The sequence below is a fragment of the Sphingobacterium sp. UBA6317 genome, from assembly GCF_002440385.1.
In the GTDB taxonomy this organism is placed as follows: domain Bacteria; phylum Bacteroidota; class Bacteroidia; order Sphingobacteriales; family Sphingobacteriaceae; genus Sphingobacterium; species Sphingobacterium multivorum.
This window is the reverse complement of record NZ_DJTD01000065.1, coordinates 78329-98208: the sequence shown is the minus strand read 5'-3', so window position 1 is coordinate 98208 and position 19880 is coordinate 78329. Positions and strand designations below refer to the sequence as shown.

Here is a 19880-nt window from a genome sequence, read left to right as displayed (position 1 = left end):
TTTAAACATGCACAATTATAACCGAAAGCTTACTTATCTCATTGCAATTCTAGTCATTTATGTGAGTTGTTTTGTTGGCTTTATTTTTTATTCCATTACGAATTTTGCTTTTACAGATTTTTATAAGCGGCTGGACCTGCGGCGAAATATTGCTGCAGAGAAATTTCTGAATAGTAAATCTGCCTCCCAAACTGATCAGTGGAGCCTTGATTTTATTGAAAATCTCAATAATCAGCATGAATTTTTGGTGGAATTTGATAGCAATGGTGCTATTGTAAGAAGCCAGGGATTCCATAAAGAACTTTGGGATAAAATCAATAAAAAGGGAAGCTCAAATTTCAAGTCGGGCAATCAATTCTATTCAACCAAATATTTCTCGCAAAATGGTCGAAAGTATATCGTGGGCGCTTCTGCTGAAAATTACTTTTATACACACCATTTGGCCTATCTTCGTAATCTCCTTATTATAAGTCTGATTTTGGGAATTCTCTTTATATTCGTTGTTTCGGTTTTTATGAAGCGCTCGTTTTTAAAGCCCATATTGACCATGATGAAAGAGGTGCAGGAGATTGGTTCTGAAAATCTCTATAAACGATTGGATGAGGATAAATATAAAGGGGAGCTTCATGGTCTGGCACTCACCTTTAATCGGATGTTGACGCGCTTGGAAACCTCTTTCGAAACACAAAAGAACTTTATCAGCAATGCATCACATGAACTGAATACGCCATTGACATCCATCATAGGACAGGCAGATCTTGCTTTATCCAAAGAACGCACAACGGAGGAGTACCAACGAACATTATTTAAGATCATTGAGTCGGCAGAGCATTTGGAAAAGAAAACAAAAGCACTTTTATTGCTGGCGCGTACAGGTTTTGTGAATAATGCGACTGCATTTAGCCCCGTTCGTATTGATCAGATTGTGATGGATGCAGAACTAACAGTTAAGGCCATCAACGACAAGTTTAAGATTATTACAGATTTCAGTCTATTACCAGATGATAGTATGCGACTTAAGGTGAATGGAAATGCAATTTTGCTACAACTTGCGCTATCCAATATTATCAGCAATGCATGTAAGTATTCATCGGATAGAACAGCATACATTGCTTTGGGTGCATTGGACAATAAAGTCTTTATTCTAATAAAAGACAAAGGTATCGGAATACCTTCCCGTGAATTGGACCATATTTACGATCCCTATTTTAGAGCTTCCAATACGAGTGGGATAGATGGTTATGGTATAGGACTTCCCTTAGCTAGAAATATTATTAAGCTGCATGGTGGGACATTGAAAGTCAATTCTGTTGTGAGTGAAGGCACCACTGTAGAAATTGAACTACCCACTTACCTTCGATTCTAATGTAGTTTTAATTTAGATGGCATTTCTAATCTCATTTTAATACAGTTGCGAGCTTTCTAATGGAAAGCTAATTTTAGATTCATTCCGTTGCCATATGTGCGTTTTAACTTTGCTAAAAAAAAGCATGGCTAAAACAACGCGTATATTAATACCCAGTGATTTTACAGTTGACTCCCTTCATTTTGTGCGTCAAAGTATTGAAGAGTCAACGGCAGATTCTATCGATATTATCCTTGTGTATGGCAATAAAAGCAGTACTTCTGCGAGTGAATTACTCGGAATTGGATTGGAAGATCAACTGGAGACACTTCAATCGGATTCTTTTTTAAAAGGCTGCAGCGTAATCTATCAGCGCTATAAAAACCGTGGGCTCAGTATTTTTGCAGATATCTTGGGTACCGATAACAGTCATTATTTGCAGCATTATCTTAGAGGCCAGTCTGTAAATGAGATCATAATACCACAAGATTATATCTACAAAAAGAAAACACGCAATTTTTTTAATGTCGCTAATGCACTCCGTAAGGTTGAGGGCCAAATTTGTTCTACGATTATATTTAAAGAGCAATCAAGTATCGGAAACAGAGCAACCGGACTAGTTGAATGATCGCTGGGAGTTTTTTACTATTGTTTTAGCTGAAATTATCATTTCTAACTTATCTTCTATCTATTTTTATGGGGCATATACAAGGCGGACCATCCCCCTTACAGCGGTTGGCAAGCCTATTACATACTGAACGGAAAACGATCAATTATATATTTATTTACGCTATTGTGATCGGTATTTTTAGTTTGACTATTCCAATAGGGATAACAGCAATCTTTAATTTTTTAAGCAATGGAGCGATGTATAGCTCTACCTATATCTTAATTGCTTTTGTGTTATTTGGCGTGATCGTGGGTGGAGTATTATTGATCGGACAATTGACCTTGGTCGAGTATTTGGAGCAGAAAATCTTTCTAAAATCAGCGATTGAATTTTCGTATCGACTGCCAAGAATTAAACCTAAAGAGTTACTTGGAAAAAACCTAGTGGAGTTGGTCAACCGATTTTTTGATGTCATCATTATTCAAAAGGGAATTATCAAACTTTTGATCGATATCATCGCCGCGGTCGTGACAATTTTCTTCAGCGTGGTTTTATTATCTTTTTATCATCCCGCATTTTTGGCCTTTGGCCTTATTGTCATTTTTTCTGTCATTACGATACTTGTTTTATATTATAAAAGAGGCTTGAAAACAAGTATTGAAGAGTCTGAATACAAATATGAAATGGTAGCTTATTTGGAAGCTGTTGCCGGACAAATCGACCATTATCGCCGTGATGAGATGAAAATGAATGAAGTGACAAAAACAACAGATTCCATTGTCAGTAAATATTTAGCGGCGAGGAATGATCATTTTAAGGTTTTAAAGCGTTTTTTTCTAGGTTCTGTCCTGCTTCGGACCCTGTTGTTTGGAGCGATGCTCTTGCTTGGATCCTATTTTGTTGTCGAGCGGCAAATGACTTTTGGCCAATTTGTAGCTGCTGAAGTTGTGATCGTTCAAATTGGTTATGCCATTGAAAAACTGATGACTAACTTAAATACGATTTTTGATATGCTTACGGGAGTTGTCAAACTGGCGGCTGTAACCGATCTTGCGTTGGAGGAGGACGCTGCGGTTTATGTTGATTAATAAGGATCATTCGAATCGGACAACGCTCTCTTGGAGAGATCTTTCTCATGATGCTGTTGATAGCTTATTGAAAGAGCGGGGATCCTTAGTTTTGGGGCGGATCCTTGTGTTATCTGGGATTGTTTTTGTACTGGCACTTTTTCTCCCCTGGCGGCAAACAATTCTCGGAGTAGGAACGGTTACTGCTTTACGTCCACAAGATAGACCGCAGACTATCCAAAATCAGATTGGTGGCCGCATCGAGTATTGGGCAGTTACCGAAGGGCAGGAAGTGAAGAAAGGTGACACAATTTTGGTCCTTTCGGAGACTGCACAATCCTATTTTGATCCCATGCTACCTGTGAGATTAGAAGAACAATTGCATGCCAAAAGGAGTGGAGAAGATGCCGCTAATCAAAAGATGCAAGCTACCCAAGCACAGATTGAAGCATTGAAAAATGGGCTGGATTTTCAGCTTGCATCAGCTAAAAATAAGGTGGTTCAAGCACAAAATGTGGTAAAAATAGATAGTGCAGAACTTGTCGCTGTTATGAGCTTTTTTGAGACCAGTGAAAAGCGGCTTAAACGGTACGAAGAAGGGTATCGTGATGGCTTATTTTCGTTAACGGATATTGAGACAAGACGCTTAAATCTACAAAATGATCGAGCTAAAGTAGTAAGTGCGGATAACAAATTATCAAATTCAAGACAATCACTAACAAATGCGAGCATCGAATTAAACAACATCCGTGCAAAGTATAATGAGTCATTAGCGAAAGCGCAGTCTGATTTAAGTTCCGCTTTTTCTTCCAAGGCCTCAGTACAGGGCGATATCGCTAAACTGAGAAATGAGATCTCCAATATCGATGTCCGACGAGGATTATATGTCGTGAGAGCTCCACAAGATGGTTTTATTGTAAAAACCTTTAAAGCTGGAATCGGTGAAAATATGAAGGAAGGGGAGTCCGTTGCGACATTGCAACCTAAAAAACCACTGCTGGCCGTAGAGCTTTATGTAAACGCGATGGATGTACCATTGATTGAGCCGGAGAGTGATGTAAGGCTGCAATTTGATGGCTGGCCATCGATCCAATTTTCCGGATGGCCTTCTGTCGCGGTGGGTACCTTTGCCGGAAAAGTTTCAGTCATCGATAAAGTGAGCAGTACGAATGGTCGATTTAGGATTTTGATACGCGCGACCGATCCGGTTCCTGAGGGTGACGAGCCTTGGCCAATCCAGTTAAACCAAGGTTCAGGTGCTTATGGAAGGGTTATTTTAAACAAAGTACCTTTGTGGTATGAGATATGGCGACAGTTGAATGGTTTTCCCCCGAGTTTGGAACGAGAACCAAAAGAAAGTGAAAAAAAGTAATTGTTATATGAATAAATTGAATTTTATTTTTATCATGTTCTGCTTTTTTTTCTATTCCCATCTTTTGGCTCAGGAAAAGGAATATGGAGCACCGAAGACTTTTACAGTTGATGACATGGAAGAGCTTTTAATGGCCAATCATCCCATTGTTAAACAAGTAAATCTACTGAGTGAAACTGCAAAAGCCCAAGTAACACAAGCGTTAGGGAAGTTTGATCCAACACTAAATTCGAGCTTTAAAAATAAGCATTTCGGTCATACGGATTATTACAATGAGTGGAATAGCGAGTTGAAAATCCCACTTTGGTTAGCAGGAGCAGATCTGAAAATAGCTTATGATCGAAATGTAGGGGATTATACAAACCCACAATCCCGAACGAATAATGCGGGGCTCTCTGCAATCGGTTTAAGTATTCCTTTGGGGCAAGGTTTAATCGTCGATAGCCGAAGGAATACGTTACAGCAGGCAAAGGCGATGATCAGCTATCTGGAAGGCGAAAAGATCAAGCAAATTAATGCCATTTGGTTTCAGGCACTTTCAGATTATTGGAACTGGTATTTTGCTTACCAGCAATACCAACTTTTATTAGAGGGCGTTAAATTAGCGGATCAGCGGTTTAGCGCAATCAGTGAGCAGACTATGCTGGGAGATAAACCTGTAATTGATTCCATCGAAGCTTCGGTCGTTGTAAAAGAACGACGGATCGAACTTTCAAAGTATGAAGTTGAACTTAAAAACGCGAAAATTGTATTGTCAAATCATCTGTGGAATGACCAACAATTTCCGGTAGAACTTCCCGATCATGCCATACCGCTTAAGCTCGAAGATCCTGTTATTTTGCCAGATAATAGTGTGATCGAGGCCCTTCTTGATTCGGCGAAAATTGCTCATCCCGAAATGATCAAGTTGGCGAGTAAAAATCAACAACTTCTATTTGAGGAACGTTATCGAAAAGAAATGCTTAAACCTAAATTTAATGTGTCAGGCACGCTCATTTCTAGCCGTCACGGTTTTAATGACTTTGTACCACCGCAGTATGATTTTAATTGGCAGAATTATAAAGTAGGTTTTGAATTTGCTTTTCCACTTTTTATTCGCGCCGAACGCGGGAAGCTCAAAGAAGTACGGATTAAGCAAGATCAGCTACGATTTGAACAGGTTGCGACCGAGAGAAATATTTACAATGAAGTCGTTAAAAAGTATAATGATTTAAATGCTTACAGTAAACAGATTGAACTTCAATCGATCAATATAAGTAATCAGGAACTGCTTCTTAGGGGTGAATTAAATAAGTTTGAACTGGGGGAATCCACCTTGTTTGTTGTTAATAGTAGGGAAAATAAGCTGATCGAAATGCGTATCAAGCAAGAGAAGCTTGTTACGGACTACAGAAAGGCACTAGCGGAATTATATTACAAAGCCGGAACTAAATTTTAATCCCATTTTAATCTGCATTTTATTTTTAATCTCATTTTAATATAAGTCCTAAAATTCTAATAGAAAGTTAATTCCAGATTCATTCGGTTGCCATGATGACCTATTAATTTTGTATAAAAATAATTGGATATGGCAAAGGCAATGCGTGTATTGATTCCAAGCGATTTTACGATTGATTCACTTTTTTTTGTGATTCATAGTATAGAGCAATCGACAGCTGAAGCACTTGATATCATTCTTGTCTATGGTAATAAGAGCAGTACATCGATCAGCGAACTATTGGGAATCACATTGGATGACCAACTCAGTAATCTTCAATCGGAGGACTTTTTGAAGGCCTGCCAGATGATCTGTCATCGTTATGAAAACCGTAAGCTAAATATCTACACCGATATCATCGGCTCTGACAATCTCAATTATTTACAACATTATTTGCGCGGAGCTCGGATTGATGAAGTCAAAGTTCCCACAGATTATGAATTTGAAAAAAGAACACGGCATTTTTTCGACGTCGGACAGGCTTTGCTTCACTTGAGTAAAAGTAAACAGAAGAATGTATCGATTGTAGCGAGACCTGGGACAAGCAAAACAGGGGGAAATGTCTTAGCGGATTTATTTTTTAACAAGAAATGGGATGTTAACTATTAAGAGAAAAATATTGGCAAGGTTCAACTTCGTGTTGTTGTCCTTTTTGCTTTTAGGAGCTAGTTCGATGGTTATGTTTTATGAAAACCCCGAGCGGCTTTTAGAAGGGGAGTGGGAAGAGCAAGGTTGGTACTTTGAGAAAGTGGAGAAGTCTCCAACGTTCAAAAAACAGGCGGTTATCCATGAGGGAATAAAAGATGCTGCAATCGCTCACCTTCCACCCTTGCAGGATGGGTTATGGCATTTTGAAAAAATGGGTGACAAAAATTTTATCGCCCATCATGAGGACAAACAATACAATTGGTTTTTGAAAGGACGAGGACATATCCTTGAGCTTCGGAAAAATGATAAGCTTATAGAGAGCTTTGTCATACAGAAATTAAATAAAAACCAATTGGTGCTGCATCTCAATTTGGATATGCAGACGAAAGGAATTGCACGTATTGTGCTGAAGAAAGGAGGAAAAGAGAAGTATGCTGAGAAAATATAGTAACCATAGGACGATTCAAGATAATATCAAATTAGGGGGAATAACTGCATTTTCTGCAGGAATGGTCAATGTCGCATCTGTCATTGTCTTTTTCTCGTTTACCTCTAATGTTACGGGATATTATGCTGTCTTTGCGCAGGAGCTAGCGAAAGGAAATTGGTATCAAGGTGCTGTGGTGCTTTTTTGGATTTTACTTTTTTTAGTCGGGAGTATGCTTTCGAATCTTATCATCATTCATGGTAAAGGACGTTTTAGCTCCTATCTGACACATTCCATTCCCTTGGCATTGGAAATACTGAGTATATTATTTGTCGGGATATATCTTGATGTATTTTATGAAGATTCTTTGAAAGAAACAGAGATACTTGTCGGTGCGTTGCTGTTTGCAATGGGATTACAAAATGGTTTGACAGCGAGCATATCGAATTCTGTTGTGAAAACGACACACTTGACAGGACTAACGACAGATTTAGCAATATTGATTTCGATGTTCACAAAGGAGTCCAACCGAAGCAATAAGGCGTTGGTCGACAAATTCCATTTATTGCTGAGTATCGTGGGAGCCTATGTCATGGGAGGGCTTGTGAGCGGTATTTCATTCACCTATTTATCGAATAAGACATTTTACGTGGTTTGTTTTGTTCTTTTAATCATTGGTTTGTACGACCATTACAAATTGTATTTATTAAAAAAGCAATTTGTGAATCGTCATCGCCAGCCAGTGGCAGCTTAGTTGACCGAGAAAGTTCTTGGTTAACTAAGCAAAAGGGCAAATATTTTTTAATCGCATTTCAAAAAATGCGATTTTTTTTGTCCGAAAAATGCTTATCTTCAACTTCGGTTATCACGCTCTACCAAAGCGTATGAAAGACTACTTAATCAATTTAAAACCACGTCATGATCAAATTCTTTTCCATCCGGCCTTTTTGGGCACTCTCTCTAATTTCCCTGTCAGTATCACCCCTCTGTGTAAAACAGGTGTGTGCGCAAGAATTGCACAGCCAAAGATCAGTACATGATCAACATAAAAGCCAACAAAATCTTTTACGGGCGATCCAGTTAATTGATCGGTCAATGGAAGTTTATTTCTCCGGTGACGATTTCAAAATGCATCGTTTTTATAATCCATTTACGCAGGCTAGATCGGAAGAAAAAGCGAGTGTATGGATGTACTCTGCGTCCATAGAAGCTGTAAACGCTGTGTTGAGCGGCTTGAAAAAGCAACAAAAGGCGGGTAATAACGAGCTTTACGGAAAGTATTACTCCCGCTATGTGGATTTATTGGCCAAGCTTCATGCAAATGCAGCTTATTATTTAGGGACATTTACGCTAACATCTTTTACACAACATAAAGAATGGACGGTGTATGCTGTCGATCGCGTCCGGGAAAAAGGAAAAGCAAATGTAACTGGAGTACTGAATGTCTACGATGATCAGATGTGGCTGGTCCGGGAATTATTGGAAGCTTATCACTTGACTGGGCAAGAACGCTATTTGCAAGAAGCTGAATACCTTACTGCTTATGTGCTTGATGGTTGGGATTGTACTTTGGATGAGAAAGGGAATGAGCATGGTGGAATCCCATGGGGGCCAGGATATGTAACTAAGCATGCCTGTAGTAATGCACCGATTATTAGTCCGCTTGTTACATTGTATGAAATCTATAAAAAGAAAGGTGATCAAATCGTCGCGCATTCCATTGATCCGAAAGATAAATTAACTCGTATTTCTAAAAAAGAGAGGAAGAGCGATTTTTACCTTCGTTATGCTAAAAGGATTTATGACTGGCAAAAGGCATATCTTCTTAACGAAAAGGGTGTTTATGCGGATATGATGGGGGATTGTTTCCCAGATTGTTCGATAGCTTATGAAACGGTCAACGGTGTACAATACCGAAAAAATACCGAGCTCAGAAAAGCAGTTGGAACAGCATTTTCCTATAACAGTGGAACGATGATTTCCGGAGCAGCCGACTTATATCGTGTTACGAAAGCAAAAAGCTATTTAGAAGATGGCAAGAAACTAGCCGATGCGACTTTTACTTATTTTGGAAAGTTAGGACAGCAGATTCCTGAGCACTATACCTATGCGACAGATGGTTTTAATAATTGGTTTAACGGCGTATTATTAAGAGGATATACTGCTATATATCCGAATTATAGCAAAGCTGGAGTCTATGCAAAATCTTTTCAGGATAACTTGGATTATGGCTATACCCACTTCTTGAAAGATGGATTTCTGCCGAATGATTTGCTTGGAGGCTGGGCAGCTGATAAAAGTAAGAATGATTTGGAAGGAATGTTCATGTTTACATATGCAGCACAGTATGCAACATTAGCGCAAGTTGAATCAACAAAATAGGTGTGCGCCCTAGACGGACACCTATTTTTATTCGGATATGACTATTTGCTCGGTCAAGATTTAGATAAAGCAGTTTGAGCGTCCTGAAATTCGGTAGGGCTCTGTCCAAACTGCTTTTGAAAATTACGTGAGAAATGAGTAGCAGAACTGTAGCCCAGTAGATTGGAAATTTCGTAAACTTTATGCTGCTTTTGAATGAGGAGTTCAGCGGCTTTTCGAAGTCGCGTTAAATTAATCAGTTCATTGGGTGATAGGCTGGATACCACATTGATTTTGCGATAGAGCGTGGGCCTGCTCATGCAGAGAATATCGGCCATTCTATCGACATTGAACTGTGGATCATCGAGATGTTGCATGATGATTTCTTCAATCTTCAGCAAGAACTCTTGTTCACTTTGATTTTGCCCGATATGTTGAATTTGTGACATCGGATTTTTAATAAAAAACTCCTTGACCTTAACTCTATTCTTTAATAAACTGGCTATTTGTGCCCTTAAAAAAGCGGGCGAAAAAGGTTTTTCAATGTAAGCGTCAGCACCAAATTCTAAACCCTGAATTTTTGATTCAATACTATTTTTTGCCGTCAAAAGTATAACTGGAATATGTGCATAAGCGATATCTTCCTTAATTTTTTGACAGAGCTCAAAACCATCCATTTCTGGCATCATTACATCACTGACGATCAGGTCGAAATATTCAGAGGCTAATAAATCTAGGGCTTCTCTTCCATTAGAGCTCGTCGTTATCTGATAATCCTCATTGAGATCATCCGCAATAAATTCAAGCAGTTCGGTATGATCATCTACTAATAATAAATTGGATTTGGCATTCATAATTATGGGTTTGTATTGTGATTCAAAGGTAACGTCAAGCTAAATACGTTCAATTGGAGGTCGTTTGTACTATATAACAAGGTACCTTGGTGTTTTAAGGTTAGGGATCTTGTCAATGCCAAGCCTAGACCACTTCCGGGAACATTCTTATTTTGCTTTAAACGATTGAATGGTTCAAAAATTCTTTCCCTTTCTTCTGAAGGAATTAAAGCTCCGTCGTTTTTCACGGTCAATATAAAGATATTTTTCTGTTTATCCATATTCAAATTCACTTCAATATAGGATGAGGAATATTTAAGGGCATTATTCAATAAGTTGTAACAAATCTTGTCGAAAGCGTCGATATCGACCTGACCTATGATATTTGGCATAATATGCGAGACCATCTGCTTTCCCTGCGCCTGGAGTGTGACCGTAAAATTGTTGATGATTTCCTGAACCGTTTGGCTTATGTTTTCTGACTCAAAGTGTAATTTGAATCCTTCCGTCTCGACCTGTCTAAAATCCAGTAACTGATTGCTAAGTGCAATCAACTTCTCCGTATTGTTCTGCATGGTCAATAACAGCTTGTCTGTTACAGGATTGTGATCTACCTTATCCATAAGCTTCTCTAAGGGGGCTTTGATCAATGTCAACGGTGTGCGTATTTCATGGGCAACATCGGTGTAAAAATTGATTTTTGAACGATAGAGTTCTTGCTCGCGTAGATTTTGTACGGTTAGAAGGTGTTGTCGATTGCGTTGTTTGATCTTTTCATTGAAATGATGAATAATAAATATAATAAGTCCAGAAAGTATCAATGCATAACAAACAAAGGCTGGTATACTTGCCCAAATGGGAGGGAGAATCGTGATTTTAAGACTAGCAAAGGTGGGTATTGTGTTACCATTTGGATCTTCTGCTTTTACAGTAAAAATATAATTACCAGGAGCTAACTTGGTGAAATAAGCACGTTGATTACTTGTGATGTCTATCCAATTGTCGTCAAGACCGTCCATTTTATAACTATAATGGATAGAGTGGGGGGCTTGGTAGTGCAATGCTGCGAAATCAAGACTGAAGGATGATTCGTCGTGTTTTAGTTTAATATTCTTAGTAAATAAGATTGATTTAGATAGAATATTTGGATCGGTATATTGATTGATCGCTCTATTGTTGATGTAAAAATTAGTGATATAAATCGGTATTTGATTCTTGTAGTTGATTTGGTTTAGCTTTGCGGGGTTGAAACGTATAAGGCCATTGATGGTACCGAAATAGAAGTTTCCGTTGTCGTCGTCAAAAGATGAATTGTAATTGAATTGAATCGTCGGTAGACCTGACTCCAGGTTAAAGATCCTTTTTTTACCATTAGGAAGATGATAACGCACAAGCCCTTTAGAGGTACTCACCCACAGGTTCTTTTGTTTGTCTTCTAAAAATGCGAGCGTTACGTTACTGGGCATTCCTTCTTCCAGACCAATGTTTTCAAAACTGTCCTGCTTTGATTTTTTCTTAGCCATTCCACCTTCGGTAGCGATCCAAATTTGATTTTTTGAATCCTCAAATAGGCTATTGACCCTATTGTTAGGCAAAGAATTGGGATCGTTCTGGCTATGGGTAAAATGCTTGAAATACTTTGTTTTAGGATGATAACAGAATAGTCCATCACGCCACGTTCCGACCCAGATATTCCCCTTTTTATCTTCCAAAATGCTTGTATAAAACATGTATTCTGGGACATTATCAATAAGGTGGAAAGATTTTTTTTCTAGATCAAAGCGGTATAGGCCGCGTGTGGATGCAGCCATGATTTCTCCTTTTCGAGTTTTATAGAGATAAAAAAGAAAATTACTTTGGAGATCGGATGTTGATACATTGCTGTTACGATCGATGTGATAGATAACTTTTTGAAGCTTTGGCGAAAAAATGTCCAGACCATTGACGAAAGTACCAATCAATAGTTTGTCGCCAATAGGGAGAATACCGTGAATATTGTTATTTGCCAGATTCCCCTGTTTATCGGAGAAGTTCTGGATATAACCCGATTTAGGATCCAATTTAGATAGACCTCCGTTTTCGGTGCCTATCCATATATCGTGGTTGATGTCTTTTTTGATAATCCGAACGACAGAGCCTTTTAAGCTCCCGGGGCGATCCTGTGGGAGGAATTTTTCGATTATACTATTATTCTTGTGATAATAGTTAATCCCACCAAAGTAGGTTCCCAGCCAAATACCCTCATCCTTATCTTGTAGGATATTATAAATGGCATTGTCAGATATCCCCCAAGGGTTTTCTTGTTCTTTCTGAATGTTGATGTAATTTCCGCTCGCTATTTGGTAAATGAAGAGGCCAGATTCGGTTGCAAACCAATATTCATGATCGTTTGGCTGTATAATATCTCTTACATAGAGAAATTGATGCAGCTTGTCCGGACCAAGAATTGACTTCAGGGACTTGTTTTTAAAATTGTAGCTATAAACCCCAGTTTTCGACGTGCCAATCAATAAGTCTCCATCGCGGTTTTCCATTATTTTCTCAATACTAAACCAGTCTTTAGGACCATATTTTGCTTGAAAGTCAAGCATGAGTGCGGGTTTTCCAGAAGAACCTATCTGGAAGATCTTACCTTCAGGAGTTCCAAAAAATACAGTTCCATTTTTTGTGCAGCTGATCGACGTAATATAGAGGTCCGATTTTGTAAATTGTTGAATTGCTTGACTAACCAAATCATGGCAATAGAGCATTCCATTGGATATAAACCAGATCCTTTTGCGTTGATCGGTAACAATGACGGGTACGTCCGCATTTTCAAATTTTTTGCTCAGTAATCTAAATTGCTCGTCGACGGGGTCGTAGCAATAGATTCCCTGATCTGTTCCAATCCAAATTCTTTTTCGAAAGTCCTCTTTCAAGGAGATGATATTATTACCACCCAAGCTGTTTTTCCCAGATTGGGTGGCATCAAAATGTTTGAAATTGTTACCGTCAAAGCGATTTAATCCATCCTTTGTACCGAACCAAAGAAAACCCTGACTATCTTGCATGCTACAAATGACAGCATTGTTTGACAAACCTTCATTGATTTGATAATGATTGAAATAGTAGGGCTGCGCATATAGCAAGGAAGGGAGTAACAGGATAAATAGCAATCGTAAAGGCTTCAGGTTGATCATGATCATTTTTTGGTTATTGATACAAAATAGAGCTAAAATGAAACAATTTAATCTTAAAATTTCTAAAAAATTTAAGACTTTAGCTTATAGATTGTAATCGTTAAAATTATAAAAAATCTAGAAAAGGACGTAAGTTCTATCTAAACAAAGATTATAAACCCTTTAAAATATTACGAATGAGAGGAAAATTGACCTTGCTGGGTCTTTCTGCAATACTTGCTTTTAGTGTGTCTTGCCAGCAGCCGACTGGTTCTAAAACTCCCAAAGCAGATTCTTTATCGGCCTTCATGGATACCGCGCAGTTTAGCGGAACTATTGATCAAAAACAGGCGTATCTATATGAACTGAGCAATAAAAATGGCGTACAAGCTTATTTTACCAATTTTGGTGCACGTTTAGTGGGATTATGGGTGCCTGACAATAAGGGTGAGTTATGCGATGTGGTTTTGGGTTTTTCTAAAGCGGCTGATTATAATAATCCCAAAGAACCATTTTTTGGTACTATTGTAGGGCCTTTTGGTAATCGGATCGCCAAAGGCAAATTTAAGTTGGATGATAAAACCTATACATTGGCGGTAAATAACGGTCCTAATACGCTGCATGGCGGTTTTAAAGGTGTGCATTTTGCCAATTGGACATTAAAATCGTCAGATAAATCATCCCTTACATTTGCTTACACCTTACCTGACGGACACGAGGGTTTTCCAGGAAACATCCAAATGGAGGTGACTTATACGCTGAACGATAATAATGAATTGATGATAGCTTATCGTGCTACTTCCGATAAAAAGACGGTGATCAATTTGACCAACCATGCTTACTTTAATTTAAACGGTGAAGGAAGTGGTACCATTCTGGATCATCAACTTCAATTGTTTGCCAATGAATACACACCAGTAGATAGTACACTAATACCCACAGGGCAATTAGCACCGGTAAAGGGAACAGCTTTTGATTTTACAACCTTGAAACCGATAGGAAAACATATTAATGCCAATGACCAGCAGCTTAGTTTTGGAAAGGGCTATGACCACAATTTTGTCTTAAGTAAAGAGAAAGATGGCGACTGGTTTAAAGCGGCACATATGATCGGTGATAAATCAGGAGTGGTCATGGATATTCTGACGACCGAACCTGGTATTCAATTTTATAGCGGTAATTTTATGAACGAACAAGTGCAATTGAAGAATGGGAAAAAAGACTCCTTTCGCACAGCTTTTTGTCTTGAACCGCAGCATTTTCCGGATGCCCCAAACCAACCTAATTTTCCAACAACTGTCCTAAACCCCGGGCAAGTTTATCAAACGAAATCCCTGTATCGTTTTTCGATAAAATAATACATATTTAATAATGATTGGTTTGAAAGTACACCACTGAAAAGAGGTGTACTTTCTCTTTTTAATAGACTTTAAAACGTTTTAGGTCTATTTTATTTATTTGATACAAATAGGCAGTTTTTTGAGAAAAAACGAAAGTCCATACGATTGAATATACCTTAATTTTGGACAAATCAATTATACAAACTAATCAATCTAGGTATGTTTAAGGGTCTTAAATGTCTGCCACTATCTGCTACATTGCTCTGCTGTGCGAGCAGTTTTATCCCCTCAGCAAAGGGAGCTAATTTAATTCCAGGTTCTTCAGAGGGGATCGAGTTGCAAAAAGCAATAAAAGGGGTTGTTAAGGATAAGGATGGCAATCCGATTGTAGGAGCGACAGTCGCATTGAAATCCAAGCCCAGTACTGCAGTTTCAACAGATGCCAAAGGTAATTTTAACCTGACAGGTGTCAATGTCGGTGAACTTTTGACCGTAAGATCTGTAGGCTACCTTTCCAAAGAAGTGATGGCAATCGCTGACTTGGCAATCACTTTGGAAGATGAAAATGCACGTATAGACGAAGTTGTCGTAGTGGGGTATGGTACGCAAAAGAAAGAATCTGTCACTGGTGCAATCACCGCAATTTCTTCTCAGGATATTTCCAGATCTGTTGCTACAACAACTTCCGGAGCCTTAGTCGGGAAGATCGCCGGTGTTAACAGCCGGATGTCGGATGGGCGTCCGGGAGCTCCAACAGGAATCAGTATCCGTAATATGGGGACACCCTTATATGTGATCGACGGTGTTCAAAAGGATGAAGGACAATTTAATAATTTAGATTTCAATGATATTGAATCGGTTTCGGTATTAAAGGATGCGTCTGCTGCTATTTATGGAGTACGTGCGGCCAACGGTGTTGTTGTGGTGACGACAAAGAAGGGGAAGCGGGGCGATAACAATACCTTTAATATCAATTCGTATTATGGCTGGCAGAGTATGTTTCGTTTTCCCAAGCCAGCCGATGCCAGTACTTATATCAAAAGCTATATTCAGTCTGATGCTATTCTCGGAACTGAGCATCCACAATTTACGTTGGCAGATCTCGAAAAGTGGCAACAGGGTACAGAGAAAGGGTATCGTCCCTTTGATTGGTATGATTATATTCTTAAAACCAGCCCACAAACCTATATTTCGGGTAATGTCAGTGGTGGGTCCGAAAAAATCAATTATTACCTGAGTGTGGGACATTTAGACCAGCAATCCATCATCCGTAATTACGGCGGCTTCAATCGTACCAATGTGCAGATGAATATTGACGCGAATGTATCAAAACGATTAAAGATTGGGGCCAATTTGAATGGTCGGATCGAACAACGTAAACAACCGGGAGTACCTGGTGCTGACGATACTTGGCAAGCTTTATTTGCGATATATCGCAACTTGCCCACTGCACGGCCTTTTGCCAACGACAATCCTTTATATCCAACGCAGACATCACCCAATGCGGAAACCAACTTTGCGATGCTGAATTATGATCTGTCTGGTACATTTCAGGAAAAATGGCGGGTGATGCAGTTAAATTTTAATGCGGAATATAAGATCACAAATGATTTGATCGCTAAGGGAACAGTAGGCTATTATCTGGCGAATAAATGGATGGATAATCAGGAGTTTACCTATAAGCTATATGGCTATGATGAGAAGACAGATACTTACCCAGTAACTTTTAGTATGGATAACCCCTGGCGGGAGAGATCTATTTCGCAGGTTGAAGAAATCTCAACCCAATTTACCTTAAATTATAACAAGCGATTCGGTAAACATGGAATCAATGCTGTGCTTGCTGCTGAGTCCATAAAAAGAGATAATCCAGATGTGTATGTACACGATCGTCCAGCCTCCAATGCGTTGAGTTTGATCTATTTTCAGACGATGGACACTTACAATGATACGGGGGTGAATACGCAAGCGAGAGCCGGTTTTGCAGGCAGGGTCAATTATGATTATGATCAGAAATATCTTTTGGAACTTTCTTCGCGCTATGACGGTTCATGGAAATTCGCGCCAGGCAGCCGATGGGGCTTTTTTCCTTCGGTATCTGCAGGCTGGCGTGTTTCATCTGAGAAGTTCTGGTCTGAAGGTATGAGAAAAGTATTTGACGATGTGAAGTTAAGGGGATCTTACGGTGTATTGGGCGATGATAATTTGGATGCCTGGGAATATTTCGCTTTTGGTTATTTAAGTGGATATAATTATTTCCGAAAACCAGTCCGTGATGGCTATCAAAATATCGTGGGTTCAACAATTGACGGAAAATATGTTATTGGTTCTCAGGCTCGTGGTCTTCCGGTTAAAACGCTTTCTTGGATTCAGGCCCATATGCTAAATGTTGGTTTGGACTTTAGCACACTAAAAGGTAAATTAACAGGTTCGGTAGATATCTTCCGTCGAAAAAGAACAGGGCTGCCCGCCAAGCGAGAAGATGTATTGATACCGAATGAAGTAGGTTTTAGTTTACCTTATGAAAACCTGAATTCAGATATTCACCAAGGTATCGATGGATCATTGATGTGGCGGAGTAGCGTCAATGGATTTAACTATTTCGTAGGCGGTAATTTCACTTTCGCCCGGCAAACAGACGGCGAACAATATAAACCACGTTTTGGAAACTCTTTGGATCAGTATCGAAAATCAATCTATGACCGTTATGCCTTTCTCAATTGGGGATTACATTCCATTGGACAATTCCAGTCGTGGGAAGAAATTGCAAATTATGATGTAGACAATGACCGTAAAGGTAACTCATCATTACGCCCGGGGGATATTAAGTATGAAGATATTAATGGCGATAAAGTAATCAATGAGCTGGATGAACGGCCAATTGGATATCGCCAAGGTGGTCTTCCTTATTTCAATTACGGAATTAACCTTGGCGGTCAATTCAAGGGATTTGATTTGGCGATGGATTTCACCGGAGCAGCTTTTGCTTCCTTTAATCCGAGTTATGAGGCCGTTTTCCCTTTCCATGATGGCGGCAACAATCCGCAATACTATATGGAAAACCAGTGGATGCTGAGCGATATTACGGATCCAAATAGTGCCTTGATCCCAGGAAAGTACCCTACATTAATTAAAGGAAATAGAGATCATAGTAATTATTGGCATAGTGACTTCTGGCTTACCAATGTCAACTATTTGAAATTAAGAAACCTGCAGATCGGATATACTTTACCAGAAAAATGGATGAAACCTCGAGGGATTCAGAAATTGAGGATATATACCATGATGCAGAATCTATTTAGCATAGATAATTTGGGTGATATGAAGATCGATCCAGAAATCACAAGTGATTCGGGCGTTCAGTACCCAACAAATAGAGTTATAAACGTTGGTGTTACTTTAACTTTTTAATATGATGATAAATAAGAAAGTTATTTTATTGGGTGTATGTTTAATATGTGCATTTTCAAGCTGCAATAAATTTTTGGAACGGGAATCACAGGCTATTTTTACGGACGATCAGATATTTTCGGATCAGAATATGATAAAATCTGTGCTAGCGAATTATTATGGGCGGATTAGCTGGGGACAGCAATTTGGTGACAATGGATCTTTTGCGATGTTAGATGAGGCCGGATTTTCAAGCGGTGGTCCCAATACAATGCAGGAATTTCCGAATGACTTTTGGCGTATGTACGACTACGAACTTATTCGAAATCTGAATCAATTTATCGTAGGTGTTCGTCAGTCATCATTGGACGAAAATAATAAAAAGAGCATTGAAGGTGAGGCCAGATTTATTCGTGCTTGGACTTATTTTAATATGATCAAGCGTTTGGGGGGAGTTCCCTTAGTGGGGGATAAGATCTATGATTATACGGGTGGTATGGATCCGGCAGAATTGCAGATACCTCGATCAACAGAAGCAGAAAGTTATAATTATGTGATTAGCGAATGTACCGAAGCGGCTAAAATGCTCGGTATAGAGAAAACAATAAGTTCCGCGCGAGCTAATAAATGGACAGCTTTGGCACTTAAGGCTCGGGCCAGTCTATACGCCGCCTCAATAGCGAAGTATAACTATAAAACGCCAGACGTGAAAACAGCAGGTAACGAGGTGGGGATTCCGGCAGCGGAAGCCAATAAATATTACCAGATTGCTTACGAATCCGCATTGGATATTATCAACAATAGCCCTTATGCCCTCTATAATGGAAATGCCGATAAAGGAAAGAACTTCTATCTTGCTGTAAGTTCAAAATCAAGTAGCAATGAAGTTATTTGGGCCAAGGATTATGCGTATCCAGGTGAAACACATTTTTTCACCAACAATAACATTGCCTCATCCGTCCGTGGAGATATTGATGCCAATTTTGTTACGCCTGTTTTAAATTTGGTGGAAGCATTTGAATATACAGATGATCGAAATGGAGCTTTGAAAACGAAGACTGCTACCGGAGATTACATTTACTACAATAATCCCGAAGAGTTATTTGCCCATAAAGACGCGCGCCTGTATGGTACTGTAATCTATTCTGGTGCTGATTTTGCTGGTACCAAAATCACTTACCAAGCAGGCGTTAGATATAAAGAAGGAGGTGTTTGGAAGACGATGACCGCAATACCCGGTACTTCAGATTCCAAATTCGGAGGAATTATTACAAGTAAAGATGGCCCCACGACTTCTAACGATATGTATATCAATAAGACGGGATTTAATATCCGGAAGTTTATTGACGAAAACAAAGATGCTTCTACCCGTGGTCGCGGTTCGGATATTTGGTTTGTTCGTTTTCGTTATGCCGAATTTCTGCTGATTGCCGCAGAGGCAGGACTTGAACTTGGTAAATCACAAGCCGAGCTGACGGGATATGTCAACAAGATCAGGGAGCGCGCGGGGATACAGCCATTAACGACTATTTCTTTGAATGATATCATTCAGGAACGCCGCGTTGAATTTGCCTTCGAAGATCATCGTTATTGGGATCTGAAGCGTTTGCGGATTGCACACGAAATCTGGAACGGAAGTGCTGATAATTACAATGCGGTACACTATGCGCTATTTCCTTACAGAATATATGCTCCTGGGGATCCGAACGATGGTAAATGGGTTTTTGAGAAACAGAAATCGAGTCATACGCTCTATCCACGAAATTTTAAATATCAGAACTATTATAATTTCATAGATCAAGTTTGGATTAATAATAATCCGAAGTTAGTTCGAAATCCTTATCAATAGCAT

Annotated in this window: 14 protein-coding genes; 12 read left to right on the top strand and 2 right to left on the bottom strand. The window is 39.1% G+C overall.

Annotation, left to right across the window (positions count from 1 at the left end; all coding sequences use genetic code 11):
* The first annotated feature begins 7 nt into the window (after nt 1-7).
* The 9 genes from B3E92_RS21340 to B3E92_RS21300 all read left to right on the top strand — a co-directional run bounded on the left by B3E92_RS21340 (nt 8) and on the right by B3E92_RS21300 (nt 9328).
* A complete protein-coding gene (locus tag B3E92_RS21340) occupies nt 8-1366 on the top strand; it encodes a HAMP domain-containing sensor histidine kinase (RefSeq protein ID WP_286898222.1) in 1359 nt (452 codons plus the stop codon).
* Nucleotides 1367-1490: 124 nt separating this feature from the next.
* A complete protein-coding gene (locus B3E92_RS21335; protein WP_286768530.1) occupies nt 1491-1973 on the top strand; it encodes a hypothetical protein in 483 nt (160 codons plus the stop codon).
* 68 nt (nt 1974-2041) lie between these two features.
* Nucleotides 2042-3043, top strand: a complete 1002-nt coding sequence (locus tag B3E92_RS21330) for an ABC transporter transmembrane domain-containing protein (RefSeq protein ID WP_286898220.1) — start codon at nt 2042-2044, stop codon at nt 3041-3043.
* On the top strand, nt 3033-4394 hold the full coding sequence (locus tag B3E92_RS21325; protein ID WP_112376063.1) for an HlyD family secretion protein: 1362 nt from the start codon (nt 3033-3035) through the stop codon (nt 4392-4394). Before B3E92_RS21330 ends, B3E92_RS21325 begins: the two co-directional genes overlap by 11 nt.
* 7 nt (nt 4395-4401) lie before the next feature.
* Entirely contained in the window at nt 4402-5832 is a 1431-nt protein-coding gene (locus B3E92_RS21320) for a TolC family protein (protein ID WP_286898219.1), read from the top strand.
* A gap of 129 nt (nt 5833-5961) precedes the next feature.
* A complete protein-coding gene (locus B3E92_RS21315) occupies nt 5962-6480 on the top strand; it encodes a hypothetical protein (protein WP_286898217.1) in 519 nt (172 codons plus the stop codon).
* Complete coding sequence (locus B3E92_RS21310) at nt 6467-6967, top strand: hypothetical protein (protein WP_248932018.1); 501 nt, start codon at nt 6467-6469, stop codon at nt 6965-6967. Before B3E92_RS21315 ends, B3E92_RS21310 begins: the two co-directional genes overlap by 14 nt.
* The gene (locus B3E92_RS21305; RefSeq protein WP_286898213.1) at nt 6951-7700 is read left to right on the top strand and encodes a YoaK family protein; all 750 of its coding nucleotides are present in this window, start codon (nt 6951-6953) and stop codon (nt 7698-7700) included. The genes B3E92_RS21310 and B3E92_RS21305 overlap by 17 nt, the downstream gene beginning before the upstream one ends.
* 164 nt (nt 7701-7864) lie before the next feature.
* A complete protein-coding gene (locus B3E92_RS21300) occupies nt 7865-9328 on the top strand; it encodes a glycoside hydrolase family 76 protein (protein WP_286898211.1) in 1464 nt (487 codons plus the stop codon).
* A gap of 53 nt (nt 9329-9381) precedes the next feature.
* Here the strand turns inward: B3E92_RS21300 and B3E92_RS21295 are convergent, their stop codons facing one another.
* Entirely contained in the window at nt 9382-10161 is a 780-nt protein-coding gene (locus B3E92_RS21295) for a response regulator transcription factor (RefSeq protein ID WP_286898210.1), read from the bottom strand.
* Between the two features lie 2 nt (nt 10162-10163).
* Nucleotides 10164-13319, bottom strand: coding sequence for a sensor histidine kinase (locus B3E92_RS21290; RefSeq protein ID WP_286898207.1), 3156 nt, complete (start codon nt 13317-13319; stop codon nt 10164-10166).
* A gap of 176 nt (nt 13320-13495) precedes the next feature.
* Between B3E92_RS21290 and B3E92_RS21285 the strand changes: the two genes are divergently transcribed.
* The 3 genes from B3E92_RS21285 to B3E92_RS21275 all read left to right on the top strand — a co-directional run bounded on the left by B3E92_RS21285 (nt 13496) and on the right by B3E92_RS21275 (nt 19877).
* On the top strand, nt 13496-14656 hold the full coding sequence (locus B3E92_RS21285) for an aldose epimerase family protein (protein ID WP_286898205.1): 1161 nt from the start codon (nt 13496-13498) through the stop codon (nt 14654-14656).
* Between the two features lie 201 nt (nt 14657-14857).
* Nucleotides 14858-18049 carry a SusC/RagA family TonB-linked outer membrane protein gene (locus tag B3E92_RS21280; RefSeq protein ID WP_286898202.1) on the top strand — a complete coding sequence of 1064 codons (3192 nt, stop codon included), beginning with the start codon at nt 14858-14860 and terminating at the stop codon, nt 18047-18049.
* Between the two features lies 1 nt (nt 18050).
* A complete protein-coding gene (locus B3E92_RS21275) occupies nt 18051-19877 on the top strand; it encodes a RagB/SusD family nutrient uptake outer membrane protein (protein ID WP_286898199.1) in 1827 nt (608 codons plus the stop codon).
* Nucleotides 19878-19880 lie beyond the last annotated feature (3 nt).

Bases quoted from the DNA above. Each gene is read 5' to 3' on its own strand.
- B3E92_RS21315 (WP_286898217.1), top strand. From the start codon at position 5,962: ATGGCAAAGGCAATGCGTGTATTGATTCCAAGCGATTTTACGATTGAT.
- B3E92_RS21335 (WP_286768530.1), top strand. From the start codon at position 1,491: ATGGCTAAAACAACGCGTATATTAATACCCAGTGATTTTACAGTTGAC.
- B3E92_RS21310 (WP_248932018.1), top strand. From the start codon at position 6,467: ATGTTAACTATTAAGAGAAAAATATTGGCAAGGTTCAACTTCGTGTTG.
- B3E92_RS21290 (WP_286898207.1), bottom strand. From the start codon at position 13,319: ATGATCAACCTGAAGCCTTTACGATTGCTATTTATCCTGTTACTCCCT.
- B3E92_RS21275 (WP_286898199.1), top strand. From the start codon at position 18,051: ATGATGATAAATAAGAAAGTTATTTTATTGGGTGTATGTTTAATATGT.
- B3E92_RS21295 (WP_286898210.1), bottom strand. From the start codon at position 10,161: ATGAATGCCAAATCCAATTTATTATTAGTAGATGATCATACCGAACTG.
- B3E92_RS21340 (WP_286898222.1), top strand. From the start codon at position 8: ATGCACAATTATAACCGAAAGCTTACTTATCTCATTGCAATTCTAGTC.
- B3E92_RS21280 (WP_286898202.1), top strand. From the start codon at position 14,858: ATGTTTAAGGGTCTTAAATGTCTGCCACTATCTGCTACATTGCTCTGC.
- B3E92_RS21300 (WP_286898211.1), top strand. From the start codon at position 7,865: ATGATCAAATTCTTTTCCATCCGGCCTTTTTGGGCACTCTCTCTAATT.
- B3E92_RS21320 (WP_286898219.1), top strand. From the start codon at position 4,402: ATGAATAAATTGAATTTTATTTTTATCATGTTCTGCTTTTTTTTCTAT.
- B3E92_RS21305 (WP_286898213.1), top strand. From the start codon at position 6,951: ATGCTGAGAAAATATAGTAACCATAGGACGATTCAAGATAATATCAAA.
- B3E92_RS21325 (WP_112376063.1), top strand. From the start codon at position 3,033: ATGTTGATTAATAAGGATCATTCGAATCGGACAACGCTCTCTTGGAGA.
- B3E92_RS21285 (WP_286898205.1), top strand. From the start codon at position 13,496: ATGAGAGGAAAATTGACCTTGCTGGGTCTTTCTGCAATACTTGCTTTT.
- B3E92_RS21330 (WP_286898220.1), top strand. From the start codon at position 2,042: ATGGGGCATATACAAGGCGGACCATCCCCCTTACAGCGGTTGGCAAGC.